Origin of the sequence: Desulfonema magnum (assembly GCF_017377395.1) — a bacterium.
Classification (GTDB): Bacteria; Desulfobacterota; Desulfobacteria; order Desulfobacterales; family 4be13; genus Desulfonema_C; species Desulfonema_C magnum.
The window spans coordinates 668,781-693,910 of record NZ_CP061800.1; the positions used below are offsets into that span (position 1 = coordinate 668,781).

Annotated in this window: 29 protein-coding genes; 23 read left to right on the top strand and 6 right to left on the bottom strand. The window is 46.1% G+C overall.

Annotation, left to right across the window (positions count from 1 at the left end; translation table 11 throughout):
• Positions 1 to 58 precede the first annotated feature (58 nt).
• From dnm_RS02545 to dnm_RS02555, 3 genes are read right to left on the bottom strand one after another with little or no spacing between them, the layout of a single operon-like run.
• The gene (locus tag dnm_RS02545; RefSeq protein WP_207681154.1) at positions 59 to 1,348 is read right to left on the bottom strand and encodes a restriction endonuclease subunit S; all 1,290 of its coding nucleotides are present in this window, start codon (positions 1,346 to 1,348) and stop codon (positions 59 to 61) included.
• On the bottom strand, positions 1,345 to 2,583 hold the full coding sequence (locus dnm_RS02550; protein WP_246556174.1) for a type I restriction-modification system subunit M: 1,239 nt from the start codon (positions 2,581 to 2,583) through the stop codon (positions 1,345 to 1,347). Before dnm_RS02550 ends, dnm_RS02545 begins: the two co-directional genes overlap by 4 nt.
• Positions 2,567 to 3,286, bottom strand: coding sequence for a type I restriction-modification system subunit M (locus tag dnm_RS02555; RefSeq protein ID WP_207681156.1), 720 nt, complete (start codon positions 3,284 to 3,286; stop codon positions 2,567 to 2,569). Before dnm_RS02555 ends, dnm_RS02550 begins: the two co-directional genes overlap by 17 nt.
• Positions 3,287 to 3,297: 11 nt before the next feature.
• Here dnm_RS02555 and dnm_RS02560 point away from each other — a divergent pair, with 11 nt between their 5' ends.
• Positions 3,298 to 3,525, top strand: a complete 228-nt coding sequence (locus dnm_RS02560) for a hypothetical protein (RefSeq protein ID WP_207681157.1) — start codon at positions 3,298 to 3,300, stop codon at positions 3,523 to 3,525.
• Positions 3,526 to 3,742: 217 nt separating this feature from the next.
• Here the strand turns inward: dnm_RS02560 and dnm_RS02565 are convergent, their stop codons facing one another.
• Complete coding sequence (locus dnm_RS02565) at positions 3,743 to 4,153, bottom strand: hypothetical protein (RefSeq protein WP_207681158.1); 411 nt, start codon at positions 4,151 to 4,153, stop codon at positions 3,743 to 3,745.
• 147 nt (positions 4,154 to 4,300) lie between these two features.
• Between dnm_RS02565 and dnm_RS02570 the strand changes: the two genes are divergently transcribed.
• The 3 genes from dnm_RS02570 (at position 4,301) to dnm_RS02580 (ending at position 7,220) form a co-directional block, all read left to right on the top strand.
• Positions 4,301 to 4,978 carry a hypothetical protein gene (locus tag dnm_RS02570; RefSeq protein WP_207681159.1) on the top strand — a complete coding sequence of 226 codons (678 nt, stop codon included), beginning with the start codon at positions 4,301 to 4,303 and terminating at the stop codon, positions 4,976 to 4,978.
• Between the two features lie 59 nt (positions 4,979 to 5,037).
• Positions 5,038 to 6,291, top strand: coding sequence for an IMP cyclohydrolase (locus tag dnm_RS02575; RefSeq protein ID WP_207681160.1), 1,254 nt, complete (start codon positions 5,038 to 5,040; stop codon positions 6,289 to 6,291).
• 266 nt (positions 6,292 to 6,557) lie between these two features.
• Entirely contained in the window at positions 6,558 to 7,220 is a 663-nt protein-coding gene (locus dnm_RS02580; RefSeq protein WP_207681161.1) for a class I SAM-dependent methyltransferase, read from the top strand.
• Between the two features lie 74 nt (positions 7,221 to 7,294).
• Here dnm_RS02580 and relB read toward each other — a convergent pair whose 3' ends face one another.
• Positions 7,295 to 7,741, bottom strand: a complete 447-nt coding sequence (relB, locus tag dnm_RS02585) for a type II toxin-antitoxin system RelB family anti-toxin (protein ID WP_207681162.1) — start codon at positions 7,739 to 7,741, stop codon at positions 7,295 to 7,297.
• A gap of 136 nt (positions 7,742 to 7,877) precedes the next feature.
• Between relB and dnm_RS02590 the strand changes: the two genes are divergently transcribed.
• The 9 genes from dnm_RS02590 (at position 7,878) to dsrP (ending at position 17,146) form a co-directional block, all read left to right on the top strand.
• Positions 7,878 to 9,101, top strand: coding sequence for a phage antirepressor N-terminal domain-containing protein (locus tag dnm_RS02590; protein ID WP_207681163.1), 1,224 nt, complete (start codon positions 7,878 to 7,880; stop codon positions 9,099 to 9,101).
• A 74-nt stretch (positions 9,102 to 9,175) separates the two neighbouring features.
• Complete coding sequence (locus dnm_RS02595; protein WP_207681164.1) at positions 9,176 to 10,411, top strand: phage antirepressor N-terminal domain-containing protein; 1,236 nt, start codon at positions 9,176 to 9,178, stop codon at positions 10,409 to 10,411.
• A gap of 74 nt (positions 10,412 to 10,485) precedes the next feature.
• Positions 10,486 to 10,641, top strand: a complete 156-nt coding sequence (locus dnm_RS02600; RefSeq protein WP_207681165.1) for a phage antirepressor N-terminal domain-containing protein — start codon at positions 10,486 to 10,488, stop codon at positions 10,639 to 10,641.
• A 597-nt stretch (positions 10,642 to 11,238) separates the two neighbouring features.
• Positions 11,239 to 11,757, top strand: a complete 519-nt coding sequence (locus dnm_RS02605; protein WP_207681166.1) for an RsbRD N-terminal domain-containing protein — start codon at positions 11,239 to 11,241, stop codon at positions 11,755 to 11,757.
• Positions 11,758 to 11,905: 148 nt separating this feature from the next.
• Entirely contained in the window at positions 11,906 to 12,937 is a 1,032-nt protein-coding gene (dsrM, locus tag dnm_RS02610) for a sulfate reduction electron transfer complex DsrMKJOP subunit DsrM (RefSeq protein WP_207681167.1), read from the top strand.
• A complete protein-coding gene (dsrK, locus tag dnm_RS02615; RefSeq protein ID WP_207681168.1) occupies positions 12,937 to 14,562 on the top strand; it encodes a sulfate reduction electron transfer complex DsrMKJOP subunit DsrK in 1,626 nt (541 codons plus the stop codon). The genes dsrM and dsrK overlap by 1 nt, the downstream gene beginning before the upstream one ends.
• Positions 14,562 to 14,975, top strand: a complete 414-nt coding sequence (dsrJ, locus tag dnm_RS02620) for a sulfate reduction electron transfer complex DsrMKJOP subunit DsrJ (RefSeq protein ID WP_246556175.1) — start codon at positions 14,562 to 14,564, stop codon at positions 14,973 to 14,975. The genes dsrK and dsrJ overlap by 1 nt, the downstream gene beginning before the upstream one ends.
• A complete protein-coding gene (dsrO, locus tag dnm_RS02625) occupies positions 14,975 to 15,805 on the top strand; it encodes a sulfate reduction electron transfer complex DsrMKJOP subunit DsrO (protein ID WP_207681169.1) in 831 nt (276 codons plus the stop codon). The genes dsrJ and dsrO overlap by 1 nt, the downstream gene beginning before the upstream one ends.
• Positions 15,806 to 15,988: 183 nt before the next feature.
• Complete coding sequence (gene dsrP, locus dnm_RS02630) at positions 15,989 to 17,146, top strand: sulfate reduction electron transfer complex DsrMKJOP subunit DsrP (RefSeq protein ID WP_207681170.1); 1,158 nt, start codon at positions 15,989 to 15,991, stop codon at positions 17,144 to 17,146.
• A gap of 123 nt (positions 17,147 to 17,269) precedes the next feature.
• On the opposite strand, the gene dnm_RS02635 is transcribed toward dsrP, so the two are convergent.
• Positions 17,270 to 18,220 carry a hypothetical protein gene (locus dnm_RS02635; protein ID WP_207681171.1) on the bottom strand — a complete coding sequence of 317 codons (951 nt, stop codon included), beginning with the start codon at positions 18,218 to 18,220 and terminating at the stop codon, positions 17,270 to 17,272.
• 219 nt (positions 18,221 to 18,439) lie between these two features.
• Between dnm_RS02635 and dnm_RS02640 the strand changes: the two genes are divergently transcribed.
• The 10 genes from dnm_RS02640 (at position 18,440) to dnm_RS02680 (ending at position 25,097) form a co-directional block, all read left to right on the top strand.
• Positions 18,440 to 18,604 (top strand): hypothetical protein, encoded by a 165-nt coding sequence (locus tag dnm_RS02640; protein WP_207681172.1) that lies wholly within the window; start codon positions 18,440 to 18,442, stop codon positions 18,602 to 18,604.
• A gap of 198 nt (positions 18,605 to 18,802) precedes the next feature.
• Positions 18,803 to 18,955 carry a hypothetical protein gene (locus dnm_RS02645; RefSeq protein WP_207681173.1) on the top strand — a complete coding sequence of 51 codons (153 nt, stop codon included), beginning with the start codon at positions 18,803 to 18,805 and terminating at the stop codon, positions 18,953 to 18,955.
• A complete protein-coding gene (locus dnm_RS02650) occupies positions 18,930 to 19,250 on the top strand; it encodes a hypothetical protein (protein ID WP_207681174.1) in 321 nt (106 codons plus the stop codon). The genes dnm_RS02645 and dnm_RS02650 overlap by 26 nt, the downstream gene beginning before the upstream one ends.
• 34 nt (positions 19,251 to 19,284) lie before the next feature.
• Positions 19,285 to 20,052: a leucyl/phenylalanyl-tRNA--protein transferase gene (aat, locus tag dnm_RS02655; protein ID WP_207681175.1), complete on the top strand. Its 768-nt coding sequence runs from the start codon at positions 19,285 to 19,287 to the stop codon at positions 20,050 to 20,052.
• 313 nt (positions 20,053 to 20,365) lie between these two features.
• The gene (locus dnm_RS02660; protein ID WP_207681176.1) at positions 20,366 to 21,217 is read left to right on the top strand and encodes a hypothetical protein; all 852 of its coding nucleotides are present in this window, start codon (positions 20,366 to 20,368) and stop codon (positions 21,215 to 21,217) included.
• Positions 21,218 to 21,466: 249 nt separating this feature from the next.
• Positions 21,467 to 22,000, top strand: coding sequence for a hypothetical protein (locus dnm_RS02665; protein ID WP_207681177.1), 534 nt, complete (start codon positions 21,467 to 21,469; stop codon positions 21,998 to 22,000).
• A gap of 425 nt (positions 22,001 to 22,425) precedes the next feature.
• Positions 22,426 to 22,959, top strand: coding sequence for a TerD family protein (locus dnm_RS02670; RefSeq protein WP_207681178.1), 534 nt, complete (start codon positions 22,426 to 22,428; stop codon positions 22,957 to 22,959).
• 12 nt (positions 22,960 to 22,971) lie between these two features.
• Positions 22,972 to 23,103 (top strand): hypothetical protein, encoded by a 132-nt coding sequence (locus dnm_RS31110; RefSeq protein ID WP_276571844.1) that lies wholly within the window; start codon positions 22,972 to 22,974, stop codon positions 23,101 to 23,103.
• An 11-nt stretch (positions 23,104 to 23,114) separates the two neighbouring features.
• Entirely contained in the window at positions 23,115 to 24,212 is a 1,098-nt protein-coding gene (locus dnm_RS02675) for a TerD family protein (RefSeq protein ID WP_207681179.1), read from the top strand.
• 36 nt (positions 24,213 to 24,248) lie between these two features.
• Positions 24,249 to 25,097 carry a M48 family metallopeptidase gene (locus dnm_RS02680; RefSeq protein ID WP_207681180.1) on the top strand — a complete coding sequence of 283 codons (849 nt, stop codon included), beginning with the start codon at positions 24,249 to 24,251 and terminating at the stop codon, positions 25,095 to 25,097.
• Positions 25,098 to 25,130 lie beyond the last annotated feature (33 nt).

The window sequence follows — 25,130 nt, forward strand, 5'->3', positions numbered from 1 at the left end:
TTTGCACATAACAAAGTACAGGGAAATCAGATAAGAAAGGGAAAAAAATCCTTGCTCATCACTTTTTCTTCAATTGTTTCACTCGGACCAGGTGATTCACCCGAATCTCCCCGGTGAGAAGTTTCTGCATCAGCCCTTTTTTCTGCTGTTTCAGGGCTTCGAGCTTTTGACTGAGAAGGTCAATTTCTTTGTCGCAGGCGGTGAGGATGGCGGCGATTTTCTTTTGTTCTGCAATTGAGGGTAATGGAATCAAAGATTGAAGTGTTGCCTGTGTTGTCAGACCAAATCGGGTAACACCGTTTGCAAGTGTAAAAAAGTAATAACGATAAATTTGCAGTTGAAATAATTTAGAAAGATATTCTCCTAATAAAACTTTTCTGTCAGGACGGATTAAAGCCAAATGATAACCGCATAAAACATTTTTCAGCTTTTCAGAAACAAATGCGGGTACTGCGATGTCATCAGGGGTTTCCGAATCTTTTGTTATAATGACATCACCCTTTTTAAGACTGTATTTCTCAATTTCTTTTACCTTTGCAGTGGCTTGCATAAAATCCAGGTTTTGAGTAATATAATCATTATAGTAAACATCTGTGTAATTACATAATAATACTTGTTTTTCTTTTTTATCTGCTTTCTTATCCACGTTGCTGAACAGAACTTCAGCACATTTTTCAAGGTGTCGTAATCCCCATTCTTTAGGTATTTTTCCAACCTTCGATTTTTTATATCCCTTCCGCTTCACAAACTCCCCAAACCGCTTCTTCCCCGTCAGAAGCTGCTGCATCAGCCCTTTTTTGCGCCGGGTTTTGGCCTGGATGAGCTTCCCCGTGAGTTCAATGGCGTTGTCCCATGTGCCGAGAATTTCGGCGATTTTCTTTTGTTCGGGAAGAGAGGGAAGGGGAATCTCAATCTTCAAAAAATCCTTTGGGTTCAAACGTATTCGGCCAGTCGTACCTCTACACAAGGTTTTTGCATCATATAAAAAACGTGGGAGATGATAAACATATTTTAAAAAGTGTACATTCAAAACCTTTGGCTTTGCTCTGAATTGGGGATATTCAGTGCTACCGTATGCGCCATGATGATTTTCATTAGCAATCGCAAAGGCGGCTTTTGATGTCCACATTTTGTTGTATATAATGTCATCTTTTTCAACACGGCTTAACGAAGTTGTTTTAATCTCACTCCCTGTTTGGACGTTATGAATATGAACACCTTCAAGATACCATCGGACTCCAACCAGTTTATATTCTTTTTTTGCTAACACAGTTTCTGTACGAATAACTGGATTTATAAGAGCGCCGAGCGGCACTAATTTCCAATCTTTAGGAATGATATAACTCATTTAATTCTCAACTCCTTCAAATATCCCGCCATTTCCCCCTGAACCGCAGCCAATGCCGCCTCAATCCCCTCAATCTTTTTTTGTTCCGCCCCCACGTCAATCTCCTCCTCTTCCTCGAACGTATCCACATACCGGGGAATATTCAAATTAAAATCATTCTCCTCAATCTCCGTGTTTGTGGCCCGATACGCATATTTCTCCACCGTTTCAAAAGCCGCATAAGCGTCAAAAATCTTCTGAATATCCTGTTCCCGGAGATTGTTCTGATTTTTGCCCTGCTCAAATTCCCGTGAAGCATCAATAAACAGCACATCCTCATGGTCTTTAGCCTTATTGAAAATCAGAATGGCGGCCGGAATACCTGTGCCAAAAAACAAATTAGGCGGCAGACCGATCACCGCCTCAAAACAATTTTCCTCCACCAGCGATTTCCGAATCTTGCCCTCGCCAGCCCCCCGGAACAGAACCCCATGAGGCACAATCACGCCCACCTTGCCGGTTCCCTCCACAGCAGCCTCAATCATGTGAGTGATAAACGCATAATCCCCCCTGCTCTTTGGCGGAGTCCCCCGGTGAAACCGCTTGAATTTATCCGCACCCGCTTCATCCGCCCCCCATTTGTCCAGAGAGAACGGCGGATTGGCAATCACAATATCAAACTTCATCAGCGTATCATCTTCAATCAGCCGTGGATTTCTCAGCGTATCCCCCCACTCCAGCCGGGCCTGATCTCTCTCATGCAGAAACATATTCATGCGGGCCAGCGCCCAGGTGGAGCCATTGCTCTCCTGACCATACAACGAATAATCCTGCCCCCCGATCTCAGCAGCCGCACGAATCAGCAAAGACCCGGACCCGCAAGTCGGATCACATATCCGGTTGCCCTTTTTGGGCTGCACCAGCTTTGCCAGCAACATGGCCACACCGTCCGGCGTGTAAAACTCCCCGCCCTTTTTCCCGGCATCACTGGCAAATTTGGAAATCAGATACATATAAGTATTTCCGATAATATCCGCATTCCCAATCTTTGAAGGCCGGAGGTCAAGGGTTTTCGCTGAAAAATCCTCAAGCAGATGTTTCAGCCGGGCATTCCGGTCTTTGGTCTGCCCCAGATTCACCTCGGAATTGAAATTAATATTCCGAAACACCCCTTCCAGCTTGGACTTGTTGGCTTCTTCAATATTTTCCAAAGCCGTGTCTATCCGCTCGCCGATATTGTCAGCATTTCTGTTCATTGCTCTCCTGACCATACAACGAATAATCCTGCCCCCCGATCTCAGCAGCCGCACGAATCAGCAAAGACCCGGACCCGCAAGTCGGATCACATATCCGGTTGCCCTTTTTGGGCTGCACCAGCTTTGCCAGCAACATGGCCACACCGTCCGGCGTGTAAAACTCCCCGCCCTTTTTCCCGGCATCACTGGCAAATTTGGAAATCAGATACATATAAGTATTTCCGATAATATCCGCATTCCCAATCTTTGAAGGCCGGAGGTCAAGGGTTTTCGCTGAAAAATCCTCAAGCAGATGTTTCAGCCGGGCATTCCGGTCTTTGGTCTGCCCCAGATTCACCTCGGAATTGAAATTAATATTCCGAAACACCCCTTCCAGCTTGGACTTGTTGGCTTCTTCAATATTTTCCAAAGCCGTGTCTATCCGCTCGCCGATATTGTCAGCATTTCTGTTTTCATACAAATAATCAAAACTGCTGTTTTCCGGCAGAACAAACCGCTCCCGGGCCATGCGGCGTTTTACCTTGTTCTTATCCCCCTTGAATTTCTTCAGATATTCCTCCTGCTTATCCTTCCATAAATCGCTCAGGTATTTCAGAAATAAAAAAGTGAGAATATAATTTTTATATTCGCTGGGATCAACCACCCCCCGGAAGGTATCACAGACCTTCCACGCCACATCATTAATTTGCTGTTGTTTATCCATTTTTTTCCATAATGTCAGATTTTATCGGAAATAAGAAGCTGCACCCAAAACTGGCCATCCGGAGTGCCAAACTTGCGGTTTCAGCAGATGGAAAATTCCGACAGACACTTGTGACACTCGTTCCCACGCTTTGCGTGGGAATGCCTTCCGGACGCTTCGCGTCCCGTGCCGCAGGAAGCTTCGTGACGCGAAGCGTCTCTCCTGCATTCCCACGCGAAGCGTCACTGCCATTAAGTTAAGACTCATCCGGGGTGGCAAAAAGAGTTTCCGCCAAGGATGCGAAAAATAATTTTCGCACTCCGGAAGCTTAACTTAATGGCAGTGACGCGAAGCGTGGGAACGAGATCGTTCAGGGCTTTTTCCATCTGCTGAGTTTGACAAAGCCCCGGCCGCCAGGCAAAGTCAGACAGACATAAAAATAGCCCGGCAATTCATTACCGGGCCACACACATCTTATTAATAATTTAATTTTATATCAGGAACCCGCCCTCCGGAGCGTATGCCCTTCAGACTGACCTGTTTCACGATGGTATTTCCCCGGTATATGACCAGTTTATAATTGGACGGACGGCCCTGCCCTTTATTGGAAAACGCATAATAGCCAAATTTGTTTGTGGAAGTTTCCATCTGATACCCTGTTTCCGGATTTGTCAGAGGCTCAAGCTTCACCGTTATCACCTGGCTATTTCCCTTAATTCTTCCCAAAAGCCAGCGTTTTTCCCCCACTGCTTTTGAAATCATGATACTTTCCGGACTTCTCCAGCTCTGTGATCCTGAGCGTTTCTTTTTTCCGCTCAGTGCGCTCGTTGCCGGCACAAGAAGCAGGATCATCAGAATAAGAACCAGTTTTACAAAATATTTTTTCATACGCCACCTCCCTTATTTCAGATGATAAATTAACTTGAAAATAATTGAAAAAATGTTAGTTAATGATTCGTTAATTTTATAACATACAAAATTTTAAAAGGTCAAGCAAAGATTACAAACCATGAAACCAAAGAAAGGAAATATTTCATGAGTATTAATGTTGTTGAAAAAATTGATGATTTGGTCAAAGTAAAATCTGTGCTCGTGAGCGTTTCGGACAAAAGCGGTCTTGATAAATTCATACCCCGGCTGGTTGAGATAAATCCTGAAATAAAGATTTTGTCAACCGGGGGAACCTACGGCAAAATAAAAGAGATACTTGGCAAAGCAGCCGACACCTGTCTGACACAAGTTTCAGATTATACAGGCCAGCCGGAAACCCAGGGCGGCCTTGTAAAAACCCTGGATTTCAAAATATATCTGGGACTTCTTACCGAAACCTACAATGATTCCCATCAGTCAGATATTGAGCGAACCCAAGCCGTTCCCATTGACATGGTGGTGGTCAATCTGTACCCGTTTAAGGAAACCATTTCAAAATCAGATGTCACAGTTGAACAGGCACGGGGGAATATTGATATCGGCGGTCCCTGCATGATCAGGGCATCGGCAAAGAATTTCCTGCGAGTGGCACCGGTGGTTGATCCGTCTGACTATGAAATGATCATTTCGGAAATAAAGGCAAACAACGGGATGACATCCCTTGACCTGCGTTTTCGTCTGGCACAGAAAGCATTTGATCACACAGCCGTTTATGACCGTGCCATTGCCGACTTCCTGAAACAGCAGGCTTTTTCAGACGTAAGCGGCTGTTATAAGAAATAAAGCGTCTGACGATTCAGGAATCACCAAACACTTAAACACTGATGACAAGGAGATAAAAAATGGCTGAAGATATTAAAAGCATGTACAAAACCATTGTTCACGACCACTTTCCGCCCAAGATGGAGGTCAGTTTCGTGGATGAGGCAGACAATCGCCAGACCCTGTTTTATGAAAAAGTGACCTGGACCATTGATGATGTTCAAAAAGGGTTAAGATATGGTGAAAATCCGGGACAGGAAGCAGCTTTGTATAAACTGGTCAACGGAAACCTGATTCTGGGAGAAGCCCAGACTATACAGCCAGGGCAATATCTGGCTTCGGATATTGAGTTGTTGCAATCCGGCAAGCATCCCGGAAAGACCAATCTCACGGATACGGATAATTCTCTGAACATCCTGAGATATTTTACAGACAAACCCACGGTGGTCATTGTCAAGCACAACAACCCCTGCGGTGTGGCTCAGGCTGACGCACTCAGTGATGCTTACAACAACGCGTACATGGCGGACAGAGTCGCGGCATTCGGGGGCTGTATTGCCGTGAACAAGGCCATTGATAAAATCACGGCCGAGGCCATTTCCAATCAGTATGCCGAAGTTGTGGTCGCACCTGATTTTGAAGACGGGGCAATGGATATTCTTGCAAAGCGAAAAAATCTCCGGGTCATTCGCATCGGCAATATTCACCGGCTTCATGATTTTGTGGGAAAAAGATTTGTGGAATTTAAAAGCCTCACAGACGGCGGCATCATTGCCCAGTGGTCCTTTGTGCCCGCGGCCCGTTCAAAAGCCGACCTTTTGCTTGCTGAGACTGAGTATAAGGGCAAGACATACAAAATAAATCGGGAACCGACCCAGCAGGAATATGATGACATGCTTTTTGGCTGGCTTGTGGAGTCAGGGATCACGTCAAATTCTGTCATTTATGTGAAAAACCTGACAACCGTGGGCATCGGAACGGGCGAGCAGGACCGTGTGGGGGTGGCGGAAATTGCAAGAGATAAGGCTTACCGGAAGCTTGCGGACCGCTATTGTTTTGAGCGTCATGGTATTCCGTATAATGACCTGAAGGATGAGGACAAAAAAGCGGAAATTGATAAGCGGGCGGCTGATGAAAAAGGCGGGCTGGTTGGCGCGGCCATGGTCAGCGACGCATTTTTTCCATTCAGAGATGGCGTGGATGTGGGCATCAGAGAAGGGATTTCATCTGTGATTCAGCCGGGCGGATCCGGGAATGACTACCAGTCTATTGAAGCGTGCAACGAGGCAAATGTGACCATGGTTTATACGGGTCAGAGAAGTTTCAGGCATTAAAAATTGATCTCGTTTCCGCTCGGGAGCGTGGGAACGAGATCAGAATATTTCCTCTGACAGTTCAGTTTCTCACTCAGAACAAACCCCGCTTTGCCGGACGGGGTTTGCAACCCCGTCCGAAATGTTTTTCGGGTCAGCGGCAACTCCGACAACCCGTATGAAACATTGAGGACCAAATAATGAACTTAAACAGAACTATCGAAAGAATTATAAAATTTGCACTTAACGAGTGTCTCCCGCCTATATTACGAGATAGCCGGTTATTTATGTGGTTACCATTCAGGATCGCATTTGGTAATAAGGCGCGACATTTTCTTGATTTCAAAGACCAGGCTGCGTTTATGTCAGACGACCTGATTTCAGATATCTATGCAAAAACAAGTTCAGTTTCCATCCAACAGAACGGAACTGATCTGAGTGATGTGTTAATCCGCATGATAAATTCCAACATTACAGGCGAAAGCGTCTTGGACGCAGGATGCGGGAAGGGGGTGTTGGCCCGTCATCTGAGCAAACAATATAAAGTCACTGCCTGCGACATATGGATTGACAAAAAGACAGCGGACAGCTTTCCTGAAATTCAGTTCAAACAAGCGAATATTGAAAAGCTTCCATTTGGGGACAGGGAATTCGACACTGTGATCTGCACGCATACGCTTGAGCATGTCCGGGATATTTTTGTTTCCCTCAATGAACTCAGGAGAGTGGCCAGAAAGCGGCTGATCCTAGTTTTACCAATAGAAAGACCATATCAATATACCTTCAATCTGCATCTGCACTTCTTTCCCTACAGATATTTGGTTGTTCAGTTGTTTCGATACAATCATCCAGCATCAGCTTGTGACGTGAGAGAAATTGATGGCTGCTGGTACTGTCAGGAAGATAAGATACCCTCAGAAGGAAGCCTTATGCCATCTCATCGGCAGTAGCAGTAGGTTGGGTTGAGGAACGAAACCCAACATTTTTTCTGTGAGACAGCATAAAGACACACAGCCCGTTTCCCTCAGCTTGTCTCCCTTATCTTTTTTTCCATTTTCCGGAGTCTTTCCTCCATTTTCTTTATTTTGAGTCTTTCCTCAGCTCTGCTTTGAATATTTTTTATATCGTCATCGCCCATTTGCTCCAGCATCAGCACAATTTTCCCGATGCCCGGATGACTTTGCAGTGCCCTGACCAGAGCGGGGGACACATTTTTTGTTTTTTTATGATCCTCACAGAGCATTTTTCCTTTTCCGGTAAGCAGCCAGTCCGGGCTGAGGTCAAAGATATTTTGCATTGCCAGTGCGTGTAATGTAGAAATTTTTACCTTGCCTAATTCCAAATCCCTTATGTTGGCCTGGTTCAGTCCTATTGCCACAGCCATTTTTTCCTGGGTCAGTCCCAGATATTTTCTTAATTCTTTTAAGCGGTCTTTGGGGTGTTTATTCTTTTCTGAAATTTTTCTTGACATATTTTATAGAACTTTCTACATCAGTATTTATATACGATAAATTAAAATTGTTTAATAAAGATAATGACTAAGAATCAGAATGCAAGGTATGGGAATCAGAATTTATAAATAACGGAGCCAGATAAGGGAGGTTCATATGAACGAACATCAGGCAAAAACCACAACCATTGATTTTCACGGACACACACTGATCACGGTTCGGCACAATGGCACTGACTATATTGCTATGAAACCCGTTGTTGAAGGGATGGGATTAGCCTGGCAGGTACAACAACGTAAAATTATATCTTCAGAAAGGTATCACCATATGGTGATACCTTTGCAAACCATCGGAGGGATTCAGGATATGCTCTGTATCCCTTTGAAAAAACTGAATGAATGGCTCTTTTCGATTCATCCGGAAAAAGTGAGACCGGAAATCAGGGCAACCGTTGTGATGTATCAGGAAGAGTGTCTTCTGAGCGTCTCCGGACACCGGAACGGGGACGCCGGGATTCACCCGGAGCATAAGAATATCCATGAAAATCAGATACAAGCCGCAACTGTTGATTTTCACGGACATACGCTGGTCACCGTTCTGCACAACAATGCTGAGTATGTTGCCATGAAACCAGTTTGCGAAGGTATGGGGCTGGATTGGGAGGCACAGCGACAATTAATTGAACGAGATCCGGTACTTAATTCAACTGCCTGTATTATACAGGTAGTTGCCGGAGATGGCAAACAGCGGGACATGCTCTGCCTTCCTCTTATATATCTCAACGGATGGCTTTTCAAAATCAACGCTGCAAGATACAGAGAAGACGACCCTCGCCGGGACATCATTATTCAGTATCAGCGTGAATGCTATTCGGTTCTTTATAATTACTGGCATGTGGGAGCCGCAATTCATCAGCAGCATTGCCATGAACACCGGGAAACACGGTCTGTCATTCATAACATTGCCTCTGATATGGAAATGGCCATGAAGATTGCCATGATGCTCAGGCTCGGAGATGAGCAGACAACGTGTTTTATGAACGAACTTGTCAAAGATATTTATAATATTGACTGTCTTGAACTGGCAAACCGGAAAGGTGACACTTGTAAAAAACACGACATTTATCTGACCACCACACAGCTCGGGAAACGTCTCGGACTCACGCCTCACAAAACCAACAAGCTTCTGGAAAAATGCGGGCTGATCGAGTCTTTCAGGAATGACAAAGACCAGCTTCGCTGGAAACCTACTGCCAGAGGAAAACCCTATGTCATCGGCAAAGGTGCAAAAAGAAATCCTGATAATTATGAAAAGGTGCATCAGCTGCTGTTTCTGGAATCTGTCGTTGAAGTCATTGGCAGTAGCAGCAGGTTGGGCTGAGGAACGAAACACGACATTTTTTACCTGATCATCGAGTATTAAGAATGACCAAGTAAGGCCGGGGAGGGATTAACATGAACGAAACTCAGATACAAACGGCAACCGTTGATTTTCACGGACACACGCTGATCACGGTTCGGCACAATGGCAACGACTATATCGCTATGAAACCCGTTGTCGAAGGGATAGGGCTTGATTGGAAATCTCAGTATGCCAAAATCAGAAACGCTAAAAGGTATGGTGATATCACCATCCCCTTACAAACGCCCGGAGGGTTTCAGGAAATGCTCTGTATCCCTCTGAAAAAGCTGAATGAATGGCTGTTTTCAATTCATCCGGAAAAAGTGAGACCGGAAATCAGGGCAGCCGTTGTGATGTATCAGGAAGAGTGTTTTCTGAGTGTCTCCGGACACCGGAACAGGGATGCCGGGATTCATTCGGATCATAGAAATATCCATGAAAATCAGATAGAAACCGCAACGGTTGATTTCTATGGACATACCCTGATCACTGTCCGGCACAACAATGCTGAGTATGTTGCCATGAAACCTGTTTGCGAAGGTATGGGGCTGGATTGGGAGGCACAGCGACAATTAATTGAACGAGATCAGGTGCTTAGACAGGTCACCTGTAAAATACAGGTGGTCTCTGAAGGAAAAGACAACAAAACATATCACGTTGACACAATTTGCCTTCCCCTGATGTATCTCAACGGATGGCTTTTCAAAATCAATGCTGCGAGATACAGAGAAAACGACCCTCGCCGGCACATCATCATTCAGTATCAGCGTGAATGCTATTCAGTTCTTTATAATTACTGGCATAAAGGCATTGCTGTCAACCCTCGCTTTCAGTCTCATCACCGGCCCCGGGAGGCGACAATTGCCGAAATCCTGTCAGAAGCGGAAGCCGGGATGGACCTTGCCCGGATACTCGGACTCCCGCTTGATCATGCAAGACGCTTTATGAATGAAATGGTAAAAAAAGCTTACGGTACGGACTGCCTTGAGATCGCTGAACAGACACGCCCGGCATCTGAGAGGCCCGGCATCTACCTGACCACCACACAGCTCGGGAAACGTCTCGGACTCACGCCTCACAAAACCAACAAGCTTCTGGAACGATGCGGGCTGATCGAGTCTTTCAGGAATGACAAAGACCAGCTTCGCTGGAAACCCACTGCCAGAGGAAAACCCTATGTCATCGGCAAAGGCGCAAAAAGGAATCCTGATAATTATGAAAAGGTGCATCAGCTGCTGTTTCTGGAATCTGTCGTTGAAGTCATTGGCAGTAGCAGCAGGTTGGGCTGAGGAACGAAACACGACATTTTTTACCTGATCATCGAGTATTAAGAATGCCCAGGTAAGGCCGGGGAGGGATTAACATGAACGAAACTCAGATACAAACGGCAACCGTTGACTTTCACGGACACACGCTGATAACGGTTTGGCACAATGGCAATGACTATATCGCTATGAAACCCGTTGTCGAAGGTATGGGGCTTGATTGGAAATCTCAAACAGAAGCAATCGTTCTCTGAACTGACCGGAATTATTTTTATGCGGAGAAGACACACGATTCTTGAAACAGTAAAGCCTGTCTTCACACCGTCGCAAAGTTCCCAAGAATAAAATTTACCCTGGCAATTTCCGTTGCCACCACCTGATGATGCTGTTGCAGTATGAAAGTGACAAACAGGAAAATAAATAAGACCCGGACCTAATTTTTTGTACATCCGCATATACTCAGGGGTCTGGCAAAAGTTATCTAAGTAACCGGACATAAATTTTCAGGTATAGATTCTGACATAATATCTGCGAGGTTTCGGAAACCTCGCAGGTGTTCGGATACTGAAAAATTTTTGTCCGGGTACTTATCAAAATCGGGGGATAAAAACCGAAAAAAAGCAAAAAACACCTGTCAGCCAGTGACACCGAAAAATAAGCCGAAAAAATCAATTCTTTCCATTTACTTAATCGCTTTTTGTTATTTATCCTTGACATGAATTTGCAAATTGTTTATAGCACATCACTTATAATGATCTTTTGAACTTTTCTTCGTAAAAATCACTTTTTTTGTAAAATCAATTAGTAATCTGCCCAAGTGCTGAATCCGGGGCCGAACTGAAAGGGGAATTTTGAGCGCAAAACTGACAAAACTGCTACAGAAAAAAAAAACCACAATTATAAAACAGTGGTTTGATATGGTGATAGACACTTATCCGCCTGATACTTCCAGATTTATAAAAGGCCAAAAAGACCCCTTTGCCAATCCCGTGGGAAATACCACTTTCGAGGGATTACAAACCCTTTTTGATGCTCTTTTTGATGATATGAATCGTGAAGCTATTGTCTCCTCTCTTGATCCCATTATTCGGATCAGAGCTATTCAGGATTTCACCCCCTCAAAAGCCATCAGTTTTATTTTCTCTCTCAAAAAAATTATCAGGGAAATTGCAAACAAAGAATTTCCTGACGACCAGGTCGCGGATGAATTGTTTCTGATGGATTCAAAAATTGACAACCTTGGCATGATTGGCTTTGATATCTATATGGAATGCCGGGAAAAACTCTATGAAATCAAATCAAATGAATTCAGAAACAGAACATACAGCGCATTTGAAAGAGCAGGGCTGCTAAAGCAAGACTGCTGCTAATACTTTGCAAAGGTTATACCACTAAATATACAGACCGCACGAAAAAAATAAGATACAAAAACTATGGCCATAGGAGTTTTTTCGTGTGTTTTGTGTATTTCGTGGTTTGTATTATAATGAAGGTTAACAGACAGAGAGGTAATGGTAAATGAACAAAAATTACATGTTTTCCCTCATAGCGGTCATTGTGCTTTTTCTGATCGCTTATTTTGGGGTTGAGACGGCCGGGCTTCATGTCCTTTTCGGTATTGTCATACCCTATCTGGCGGCGCTTATCTTCATTGTGGGGTTTGTATATCGGGTGAGGGACTGGGCATACTCGCCGGTTCCGTTCCGTATTCCCTCCACATGCGGCCAGCAGGCATCACTTCCCTGGATCAGACAGGCCACGTATGACAATCCTTCCTCCAACGGCGGTGTTATTGTACGGATGATTCTGGAAGTACTTTTTTTCCGCTCATTATTCAGAAATATGAGATTTGAGCTGAAAGGAGGAAAAAAGCTTTCCTATATATGGGAAAAATGGTTGTGGCTTTTTGCACTGGCATTTCACTGGGCATTCCTTGTTGTGGTGATAAGACATCTTCGCTTTTTTGCGGAGCCTGTTCCGTTCTGGGTTCAGTTTTTGGAATACCTGGACGGTTTTGTCCGGGTGGAGTTTCTGAGTGATGTATTACAAGTCGGTCTGCCCGGTGTCTTCATGTCCGGATTGGTGTTGCTGGTCGCTGTAATTTTTCTTTTTCTCAGAAGAGTCTTTATTTCGCAGGTGAATTATATTTCACTTGCCTCGGACTACTTTCCCCTTTTTCTGATCATGGGAATTGCTATTTCCGGTATTCTCATGCGCTATTTTATCAAAGTGGATATCGTGGGCGTTAAGGAATTCACCATGGGACTGGCGACGTTTTCTCCCAGTATTCCGGAGGGTGTCGGCGTAATTTTTTATGTGCATCTTTTGTTTGTCAGTGTTCTTCTGGTATATTTTCCTTTCAGCAAACTGATGCACCTGGGAGGCGTCTTCCTGAGTCCCACCAGAAACCTGGCGAACAACAGCCGTGCAAAAAGACATATCAATCCCTGGAACTACCCTGTTCATGTTCACACATATGAAGAATACGAAGACGAATTCAGGGAGAAGATGATAGAGGCTGGGCTTCCAGTGGAAAAGGAGAGTAATTAATGGCAGACGATCTTGCAAAACCGGAAGAATTATTAGAAAATTCAGGATATAAACGTCCTGCAACGGGATGGATGGATACGCCGATTGATATTCGGCCGGGCATGTATTGTTATGCCTCAAATCCGAAAAGCGTCGAATATGTCGGCCTTCCCAATCCGAGGCAATGGAATCCCCTTGAGGATGACTGGAAGCTGCCTGAAAACTGGCAGGAAATTGTCCATAAAGGCATCAAAGAACGGCTGGAGAAGTTCAGATCGTTTAAAATTTTTATGGATGTCTGTGTCCGATGCGGTGCATGTGCTGACAAATGTCATTTCTTTATCGGAACCGGGGACCCCAAAAATATGCCCGTGCTTCGGGCTGAACTGCTCAGATCTGTTTACAGAAATGATTTCACCACAGCCGGAAAAATATTTAAAAGTCTTGCCGGAGCCAGACCCCTGACTTTGGATGTACTCAAGGAATGGTGGTATTATTTCTTTCAGTGTACTGAATGCCGGCGGTGTTCGGTGTTCTGTCCTTACGGTATTGACACGGCTGAAATCACCATCATCGGCAGAGAGCTGCTGAACCTGCTGGGACTGAACATTGACTGGATCGCGACCCCTGTTGCAAACTGCTACAGAACCGGAAACCATCTCGGTATCCAGCCCCATGCGTTCAAAGATATGCTGGAGTTCTTTGTGGAAGACATTGAAGATATCACCGGCATCAATGTGGAACCTAGTTATAATAAAAAAGGCGCTGATATTCTGTTCATCACGCCGTCGGGTGATGTTTTTGCTGATCCGGGCACATATACCTGTATGGGTTATATGATACTGTTCAAGTATCTTAAGGATAAATACGGATTTGATATCACATGGAGCACATATGCATCCGAGGGCGGAAACTTCGGTTTTTTCACCTCCCATGAGACCATGAAACGGCTGAACTCAAAAATGTACGCGGAAGCCAAACGACTGGGCGTAAAATGGATTCTCGGGGGAGAATGCGGGCACATGTGGCGGGTGATCAATCAGTACATGGAGACCATGAACGGCCCTGCGGATTTTCTGGAGGAACCGGTCTCTCCCATCACCGGCACCAAATTTGAAAATGCAAAATCCACCAAGATGGTGCATATTGCCGAGTTTGTCGCAGACCTTATCAAACATGACAAACTGGAGCTGGATCCCAGCCGGAACGACAATCAGATCGTGACGTTCCACGACTCCTGCAATCCCGCCAGAGGCATGGGAATGCTGGAAGAACCCCGGTATGTCATCAAAAATGTATGCAACAATTTCTATGAAATGCCCGCAAACACCATCCGGGAAAATACATTTTGCTGTGGCAGCGGGGCCGGCCTGAACGCCGGAGAAAATATGGAACTGAGAATGTGCGGCGGTATGCCCAGAGCCAATGCGGTAAAATATGTTCATGAAAAACATGGGGTGAACATGTTGGCCTGCGTATGCGCGATTGACAGAGCTGTTTTTCCGGCGCTCATGGAATACTGGGTTCCCGAAGTGGATGTTACAGGGATGAGCGAACTGGTCGCCAACGCGCTTATCATGCCCGGTGAAAAAGACAGGGACACTGACCTGCGCGGGGAACCGTTACCGGGAAAGGAGGATGAATAATGCCCAGGCAGATGTATGACAAAGGAAAGATTGTGGCTGGCCTTGTCATTTTTGTGATTATCGCAACATTTCCTTTCTGGTACAATATCGGAAAAGCAGCGCCTGCTCCTGAATTGAAACTGACCGATAAGGCAAAGGCTGAGAAAGAATGTGTGATGTCCGTAACTGACATGAAAGCCGGACATATGCAGTTGCTTGACGAATGGCGGGATGAGGTGGTTCGCTCTGCCAACAGACTGTATGTGAACAGCAAGGGAAAAAGTTTTAACATGAGTCTTTCCAATACATGTTTGGATTGCCACTCAAACAAGGCCGACTTCTGTGACAAATGTCACGATTACGCGTCGGTGCGTCCTTACTGCTGGGACTGCCACATTGATAACCCCAAGGCAACGGAGGAGGCAAAAGAGTAATGGAAAGCAACAGAAGAAAATTCTTGAAAGTCGCTGGGATTTCAGCTCTGGGGATCGCGGGAGCGAAACCTGTTCTGAATGCCTTTGCTTCGGAACAGGAAGAGGAAGCGCAACACGCGGACGTTGAAATTCGTAAAAATGAAAAGGCCCTGACAGCCCGGCAATGGGCCATGGTGATAGACACCCGTAAACTTCAGTCCGAGGAAGACCTGAAGCCGATTATTGAGGCGTGTCATAAAACCCACAATGTTCCCGATGTCATGGATACAGAGAATGCTGAATATGACGAGGATAATCAGCGTCATGTCATCAAATGGATTTGGGAAGAAGAATATAAACATGCGTTTCCCACCAAGTCCACTGAATTTCTTGATGACAGACTGAAAAATCTGCCGTTTCTGGTGCTTTGCAACCATTGTGAGAATCCGCCGTGTGTCAGGGTATGTCCCACAAAAGCGACGTTTAAGCGGGAAGATGGCATTGTTCTCATGGACTTTCATCGCTGTATCGGATGCCGGTTCTGCATGGCTGCATGCCCTTACGGGTCCAGAAGCTTCAACTTCAGGGATCCGCGTGAATTTATCAAGGATGAGGACAGAAATCCTGAATTTCCCACCCGGATGAAAGGTGTCGTGGAAAAATGTAATTTCTGTGCGGAAAGACTGGCTGTGGGAAAGCAACCCGCATGTGTGGAAGCCTCCAACGGAGCCATTGCATTCGGCGACCTGTATGACCCTGAGTCCGAAGTCAGACAATTGCTTAAATCTAACTACACAATTCGTCGTAAACAGGGGCTGGGTACAGGCCCGGCGATCTATTATATTGTGTAATGAATAATGGATAATGGATAATGGATAATGGATAATGGATAATGAATAATGGATAATGAATAATGGATAATGAATAATGGATAATGAATAATTTAATTGTCAATTTTTAATTATCAATTATCAATTATCAATTATCAATTTTTAATTATCAATTATCCATTATCAATTTTTTAAGGGGTTTTTATGCTTGAACTAACAGTAAAAGGAAGCAAAAAATATTTTGGATGGATGGCGCTGGTGCTTGGCGTGATCGGCATCGGCTTCTGCGTCTATGTGTGGCAGCTGATTTCCGGTTTGCAGATCACGGGAATGAGCCGGGATGTTTCCTGGGGATTTTATATTGCCCAGCTGACCTTTCTCGTAGGCGTGGCTGCGTCGGCTGTGATGCTGGTTATTCCCCATTATCTTCATAATTATAAAGCCTTTGGAAGAATTACGATTTTGGGCGAGTTTCTGGCGATTGCGTCTGTTACCATGTGCCTGCTGTTCGTTATTGTTGACTTGGGTCAGCCCATGCGGCTTTTTAATGTGATCTTACATCCCACACCGGGTTCTGTGCTGTTCTGGGACATGGTGGTGCTGAACGGATACCTTTTCTTAAATCTTATTATCGGCTGGAATGTGCTTGAAGCTGAACGCAACCAGGTCCCGCCTCCGGGATGGGTGAAACCGCTGATTTATCTTTCAGTTCCCTGGGCTGTCAGTATTCATACGGTGACAGCGTTTTTGTACTGCGGTCTTCCGGGCAGAGGTTACTGGCTTACGGCTATCCTGGCTCCGAGGTTTCTCTCCTCAGCGTTTGCAGCCGGTCCGTCACTGCTGGTGCTGTTGTGCCTCCTGATCAGAAAGATTTCCAAGTTTGATCCGGGCAAGGAGCAGATTCAGTCTCTTGCCAAGATTATTACTTATGCAATTATTCTGAATGTGTTCTTCTTCTTCTGTGAGCTTTTTGTGGTGTTCTACAGCCAGATTCCGGAACATATGGATCATTTCAAATATCTTTTCACCGGGCTTCATGGTCATGGCGTGCTGGTTCCGTGGATGTGGGCATCTCTCGGACTGATGATATTTTCGATTATCATGCTTGTCATTCCTTCGGTTCGCAAAAATGAGACCACGCTTGCCATTGCATGTATCGCAGTCTTTGCAGGTACTTGGATTGACAAGGGGATGGGGATGATCTCCGGCGGTTTTGTGCCGAACCCGCTGCATCATGTGAACGAATATGTCCCGACAGTGCCTGAGCTTGTCATAACTATCGGCGTTTACGGCATCGGTGTTCTTATCCTGACTGCGCTGTTCAAGATGGCGATTTCTATTAAAGAGGAAGTTGCCGCTTAAAACTGAATTGCGTGATTTGAAAAATTGAAAGGGGTTCATCCTGAACGGGATGAACCCCTTTTTTTGTGTCAGCCCTGAAAGGGCAATTTTGTCATACAGGGTGAAAGCTCCCGCTCAGTTTATTCAGGTCGCCTGCCTCAGCGCAGCCTCAAACTCCTGAAGGCTCTCACATCTGAGGAGATGGCGAAACAGCCCTCTGAGAACATCCGGATGCTGAACGCTTCTGATTTTTTCCAATATTCGTGCCGGAGGTGCGCCGAAGCGTTCGATCAGGGCATCTGTGATCATTTCCTGCCTGTCCTCCAATATCCCCAGCGTTTTGCCCTCCTTCATTCCCTCTTCCCTTGCTATCTCAATAATGTCAAGCATTCTTATCTCCTCCCATAAGCCCCTGAGCCGCTCTTTGTCAATGAGTTTGTTCGAGATGATCAGCGTGGCCGCCAGCAGTCTGGCGGAAATCCTCTCGGCCTTATACAGTTCGGCCTCAAAACGCAGCACCTCCTCGGCGAAGCGGCTGCGAGATGTCCCCTTCTCTTTTCCGTAAAGCGGAAGAAACACCAGTTCGAGCCAGTTGCCAAAATCCTCTTTTCCGACCGCCTCACGGATTTCCATGAGCCGCTTCCGTCCGTCCCGCTGGCTGAAATCAATGATCACTGGCGAATATTTCCCGCTCGGGGTTGTGATTTCCCTGTTTCCGTTTTCCCCTGACCACACCTCTCCCGATGCAAGGATGATATCCGTCACCTTTCCGCCCCATTGTCCTCCTCCGAGGAAATGATACGCGGCAAATCGCCACATGTCCTTCTTTTTCAGGTTCCGCTGTTCCTCAATATGATACAGCGAACCGGTGTCGTCCCGTACCATCACATCCACGCGTCCGGATGTCACCTTGATCTCGGCCGGTTCAAAACCGAAGATTTCCTCGATCTGTCCGCTTTTCACGCCGATCACATCGAGCGTCTCACCCCTCAGCACATCCGCGAGCCACCTCACAACGAGATCGTAGTTCTGGGCATAGTCAGTGCCGTTTTTCTTTTCCAAAGCCCCTCCGTCGCTTGTTAAAAAACCTCTCATTTCCGATTTTGATGTTTCCGTAAGCCCCTCCGGGCCTGTCTGTCCCGGGTTGCACAGCATGACAAAGAACACCTTTTATCCCGGTGACCGGCCAGACCTGATTCCTGATTCTTTATCCGACAGACTGTTTTTTATTTGTACCGGAATCACAAGAATTTTGCAAGGAATTTCCGGCATCCGTCAGTGTTTGCCATTACCCGGACTGACAAGGAGATGTGAATGATCTCCGGCGGTTTTGTGCCGAACCTGTTGCATTATATGAACAAGTATGTCCCGACAGTGCCGGAGCTTGCCATAACCATCGGCGTTTACGGCATCGGTGTTCTTATTCTGACAGCGCTGTTTAAGATGGCGATTTCAATCAAAGAGGAAGTTGCCGCTTAAAACTGAGCTGCGTGATTTGAAAAATTGAAAGAGGTTTCATCCTGAGTGGGATGAACCCTTTTTTTTGTTGTTTGGGAAGGTCTGAGATCAAAGCGTTCCGAAATCCGAATGGTTTTCGGTGAACCCCTTTTTGTGTTTAGGAACTGGACTGTAGAAAGTTTTAATTCGTAAAGTAAGTAATCGTAACCGGACAGAAATATGTTTATACCTATGTATATAGCGTCATGCGGCAAGGTCGGACGAAGTCTCACGGCCTCTTCCCCATATCTGGCGGGCTGCGGATTGGTGGCGTGTCAGGGCCGCGTATTCTTATCTCCGGATGAACATGCATCTGACCGGAGACAGCACTGATACCCGGCAAAAATGGGATATCGAAGGCAGCAGCCCCCGGCATCAGATTTCCCCGCGATTTTCACTGGAGATCATAAAAGTCCTTGAATTTGATCTGTGGATGCGTTATGCAGATGAACTGCCTGCGAAAGCCATAGACAGTTATAGAACTCTGGATTCCTGCCTGGCATGGATGTCCTTTAGGAATCTTGAACTTTCAGTTACGGGACAGCATCTTCTTGACGACCGGCATTCTGAATTTTCCGTTCTTGATGTGGAACGCCGAGTTTATGGCAAGCTGCTATGGTGTTTTTAATCTTTGAAATTTCCGGAAATGGAAACAAAGAAAAATGAGCATATTTAAACAGGTGATGACTGAACTGGCAAATGGTCAGCGATCCCCGGCGTTTTCGGATACATTGGAGCCGGATCAATACGGACTTGTTTATGTGGGCGGTGAGATTTCTGTTTATACGGTGATCGAAGCATACACCAAAGGCTGTTTTCCTTGGACAGGCTCTCATCCTGTACCCTGGTTTTCCCCTGATCCGCGTCTTGTATTGTTTCCTAAAAATTTCAGAGCCTCCCGAAGCCTTCGCAAACTTGCCCGTCAGAAAAAATTTAAGGTCCGCTTTGACGCTGACTTCCGGGCAGTGATGGAAAACTGCGCGGCCATTCCCAGAAAAGGACAAAAAGGAACCTGGATCACGGAAAATATGAAAGAAACTTATTGCGAGCTTCATGATATGCACATTGCTCACAGCGTGGAAGTGTATCAGAATGAACAATTATGCGGCGGGCTTTACGGTCTGACTTTTGGTCATGCTTTTTTTGGGGAGTCCATGTTCTCCCGTGTACCAAGCACTTCAAAACTGGCACTTTATGTCTTATGTGTCGTATTAGCTGCGAAAAAATTTGATTTTATTGATTGTCAGCAAATAACCTCTCATCTCATGAGACTGGGGGCAGTGCCGCTTTCACATCGTGAATATATGAAACGTTTGAACCGTACCCTGGCCGCTGAGTCTCATCATGAAAGTTGGGAGGGATATTTACGAAGTGTCAGCAGAGCCGGAAGTTTTGAAAAGTCCCGTGGGGACGGCATATTTGTAGCATAAGAGGATCTGACTCATCCCAAGTCCCGTGGGGACGGCATATCCGGGTTCCCTGGTAAACGGGACTCGGAAACACGGGGAATATCATTACTACAAATATGCCCTCCCTATGGGACTTCTCAATCTTCCTCTCAGCTCGGAGTGCCAAACTTGCAGCTTGGCCAGTGTTCCCCGGTTTTCGGGCATTGAAAATATTGCCAAACTGTAAGTTCCGCACTCCGGATAATTATTTTTGAATTGCCGGAAACGGCAGATATTATAAACATCACTGAGCGCTGTTCCGAAAACCTCCTCCGGAAGAGCGCGGAGAGGATTTTTGCATAAAAATATGTCTGATCAGAATGAAACAGATAATCAGGTTCCTGGCGGGGTATATCTCTGTCAGGTGAGTGAAACCCTTTCCTGCGGCGCGTGCTGCGGTCTTTACAACGTGGCGGATCCTTCCCGTGAGGCCCTCACGGAAATGCTGATTTCCCGAACCAGGGCTTTTGAAAAAGTTCCCCGTAACACGGACGCCATCCTTGACTTCGGACAGGAGACCGGGACAGGGGAGACACAGGACAGGCCCTTTCCGGACTTTCATCACTGCCCGTATATCGGCCTGGCAGGCAGAAACAACTCACGGGTGGGCTGCCTTCTGCATCCGATGGCCAAGGGAAACAACGGTGTGGATTTCAGAGGACTCAGTTTTTACGGCGGCATGGCATGCAGAATCTACTTCTGTCCGTCTTACCGCTGTCTGCCGGCAGCTTATAAAGATATCCTCCGACACGTTTCAGAGGACTGGTATTTATACGGACTGATGATTACTGAAACAGAAATGGTGAGCGCGTTTTTCAGCGAAGTGGAAACCCGCCTCGGGAGGCTGTTAAAAAAAGAAGATATTGTCGGAAATGAGAAGCGCACAGAGATTATTCGGGAATTCCTGAGACTCAAAACAGACTGGCCTTTTCGTTCCGGTACCAGCAAAAATCTGTGTAACTATTTCTTTGAAGATAAATTATATTCCGTGCCTCCGGTCAATTACGCGGACATTGGCACAACGCCGTCCCGATATGATCCCTTTCTGAAAGCATTGCGGTCTTCTTTTGATTCCGCTGATGCGCTGCAAAGGGCAGAGAGCCTTCTGGATCAGCTTTTTGAACGCCTGGTTCAATCTCTGTTTTAAAAGGTCCCCCGTCATTTATTATTCAGTTATTGAAATTATTGACGAGTCAGCTAAAAAGTGATATTTTTTATGTCAGAAATAAATAGTTAAAGAATAAACAGGGATCAGGACTGATTGCCGTTCCTGGTTCGGACGTATAAAAACACCTGGTGATGCTCCAAAAATTCTGAACACTGCCCCCAGTGTAACTGACAAGACGCTCTGAAAAACTAACCGATTTTGAACATTTTTTTTGAAGGAGGTTATCTCATGGAACTAAAGCAAAAAGGCGCTGAAGCCAATGTTGGCGGCTTCAAGCAACTGATGGTCACCATGAAATGGACAACTGCTGCTGATTTTGATCTGGGAGCGGTCTATGAAGACAAAAGCGACAAAAAAGGAATTGTCTATTTCGGTGAAATGGGAAATCTGAACAATTTTCCTTACATGCAGCTCAGCGGAGATGAAGGGGTGGGCGACACTGGCGGTGATAACGAAGAAGTCATGCGCGTCACCAAATTAGATGATATGAAATATGTCTGGATTTTATGCTGGGACTACGGCAAGGTCCAGGACGGCTCCCCTGCCCGCTTCAAAGAGAGTGATGTCTCTCTTTCTGTTATGGATGACAAGGGCCGTACCCATAATGTCATTCTGGATACCGGAGATATGGGCAATGTGGCCCTTATTGCCACGATTGACAACACCAGTCCCATCGGGGCCAAGCTTATCAACAGCAGCAAGGCAGGGACATTGAAGGGGCTGAAAAATCTTCAGCAACTCATAGATATTATCGAAAACTGATTGGAATGAGTACGAGGTGTCAGGTGCCATATAAAACTCTGAAACGTTCATGTTTCGTTGTGACCGGACGCTCATAACCATTTAAGAAAAAATTATTCGGAATTCCGAACTTGCAGTCCCGGGGGACTTGGCCTGCAAGCATCGGAGATATTGCCAAACTGTAAGTTTGGCACTCCGGAGAGAGATATAAGTACCCGATCAAAAGTTTTTTATACATCTTTTTTTCTGCGAGCAGCTGAGAAACCCGGCTTTTTCCGTCACGGGCCGCGGATTTTTCCGGTAAAAAAAGCCGGGTTTCTTCCCCGGGAAGATATCGAAAACTTATGGTTAGGTACTTATTTATTGAAACTATGGCTGCCGGGTGAGGCAAGGACGTTTCTCCCGCTCCAAGCTTAAAAAACAATATCAACAAGGAGGGAATTTCAATGGAACTTAAACAAAAAGGTGCGGAAGCCAATGTTGGCAGTTTCAAACAACTGATGGTCACCATGAAATGGACAACCGCGGCTGATTTTGATCTGGCCGCGGCTTATGAAGACAAGAATGGAAAACAAGGACTTGTTTATTTTGGTGAATTGGGAGACCTGAACGCGTTTCCTTTCATGCAGCTCAGCGGAGACGAGGGCGTGGGTGATACCGGCGGTGACAACGAAGAAGTCATGCGTATCACCCAGTTAGATGATATGAAATATGTCTGGATACTGTGCTGGGACTACGGCAAAGTTCAGGACGGAGCCGCTGCCCGGTTCAATGAGAGCGATGTCAGCCTTACTGTCTTAGATGACAAGGGAACCTCGCATGATGTGACCCTGGATACCGGCGATATGGGCAATGTGGCCCTCATCGCGACCATTGACAATTCCGGCCCTATCGGAGCCAAACTCGTCAACAGCAGTAAAGCAGGCACACTCAAAGGCTTGAAAAAACTTCAGGACCTGATAGACATCATTAATGGTTAGAAACAATTATCAGTGATCAGTGACCAGTTTCGAGTTTCAAGTTTCAAGTTTCAAGTTTCAAGTTTCAAGTTTCGAGTTTCAAGTTTCGAGTTTCAACTTTCAAGTTTCAAGTTTCTGGTCACTGATCAACTGATGAAGGAATAGGAGAGCGAACCATGGAACTCAAGCAAAAAGGAGCCAATGCAATGATCGGGGCCTTCAGTCAGATGAAGGTCTCTCTGATCTGGACTTCAGCCGTTGATCTTGACCTGATGGCGTTTTATAAGACCAAAGACGGACAGGTCGGCGGAGTCTATTCTGATAATTATGCAGGTGGCTCACTTGGTGATCTCAACCAGTTCCCGTTTATTGAACTTTCAGGGGACGCGGGTGTCGGTGCCGTGGGCGGGGATAATCGGGAAGAACTTCGCATCACCAAACTGGATGACTTTGAAGAACTGTATATTGCCGCCGTTAATTTCACAGACGCGTCCTCTGGTTCTGACAAAGTGTTTGCCGACTATGATGCACGCGTCGAGGTGGTAACAGACAAGGGGGACAGCCACACTGTTGCTCTGGATTCACGACAGTCAGGATCGGTGGCTGTTCTGTGTAAATTTACCAGCAGTTTCATGGGAGCTTCGCTGGTGAACAACAGCGAGGTGGTGAGTTTTGAGAATTTCAAGTCATCTGTGCCGGGCGCTTCGGCCATCAAGCTCGCCTCCAAGATAATTTTGAAACAAAAAGGAGAAAAAGCCAGTCTGATGGGCAATGATTTTCAGGCGACCCTCAGATGGAAAATGGCGGTAGATCTTGATCTCCATTGTTTTTGCACATTTAAGGGCGGACCCGAACCCCCGAAAGGATTGCTGGGCAAACTCTTTGGCGGAGGCAGTGCTTCCGGAGAGGGACATATTTATTTTGCCAAGCGCGGCAGCAAGACAAATTCACCCTGGATATATCTTGACCAGGATGCCGGCATCGGTGACGTGGCCGGTGATAACGAGGAAAACATCTATTTTACAAAACTGGATAAGATAGAACATGCGCTGATTGTTGCGAATATTTATAACAAACCCAATGCCAACTTTGCCAGTTATGACGGTGCTGTCATTGTTCAGGGAGGAGGACGTGAGATCGAAGTTCCCCTGACCGAACGCAAACCCGGAAGTTGGTGTGTCATTGCCCGGATTGACAACAGCAGCGGTTCTCCGCAACTGATCAATGTCAACAAAACCCAGCGCAACAAGCCTTCTGTCAGAGAGTTTGTATGAGGAGCGGACAGGACGCGTCAGGGGACGAAGGCCAGGATGATTAAAGATATCGAATCCCTGAGATTTGGCTATGAAACCGATCTGTTCAGAATCATCACGGCTCAACTTGGGAACACGCCGCTTCTGGCTCACACCAGAGCAAAAAATCTGCTTGATATCAGGCGAACGGACCTTCTTGGCGAAGCGGTCCGCATAACAGCCGATTTGCTGCCTGAAATCCACGAAACCTATCAGTCGTGTCTGGATATTCTTGGCCACGGTTTCAGCGGAGAGCTGTTTGTTCGACAGAGCATGGAGTATAACGCCAGTGTCTTCGCTCATGAGAAAAAGTTTGATGTGCTTGTACACTCCGCGTTACTGAACGATTTTACGCCGGATGAACTGGCATTTGTTTTTGGTCATGAACTGGGGCATGTGCTGTTTGAACATTCCCGGTTTTGCGTTTTTGACATTCTTTCAAATCCCGAAGGTGTGAGCCGTGACACCGCGGATATTTTATTTCGATGGTCCCGTGCCTCGGAGGTATCGGCCGACCGTGTGGGGCTGCTCTGTTGCGGAAAGCTCTCCACAGCGGTAACAGCCCTTTTCAAAACCGCCAGCGGCCTGGCCGGTATTGATATGGATCAGATGCTCCGGTCATTTCGCAGGCAGTACGAAGATTTGGAAAAACAACTCCGAGAGGCGAGTGACGACCTGAGCTGGGTACGCACTCACCCCATGATCCCCATCCGTTTTAAAGCCCTTGAACTGGCGGCCCTGGATATTGTTGCCCTGCGGCAACAATCCGGAGGATTCTCCGGGAAAGGGTTCCGAGCCATTGATCAGCAAATCGCCGGCATTCTTGAAGCTATTGACATCAATGCTGTTTGTACCCGCATTCAGTAAAAAATTCGTAATTCCGCGTTTAGGTGGTTTTTC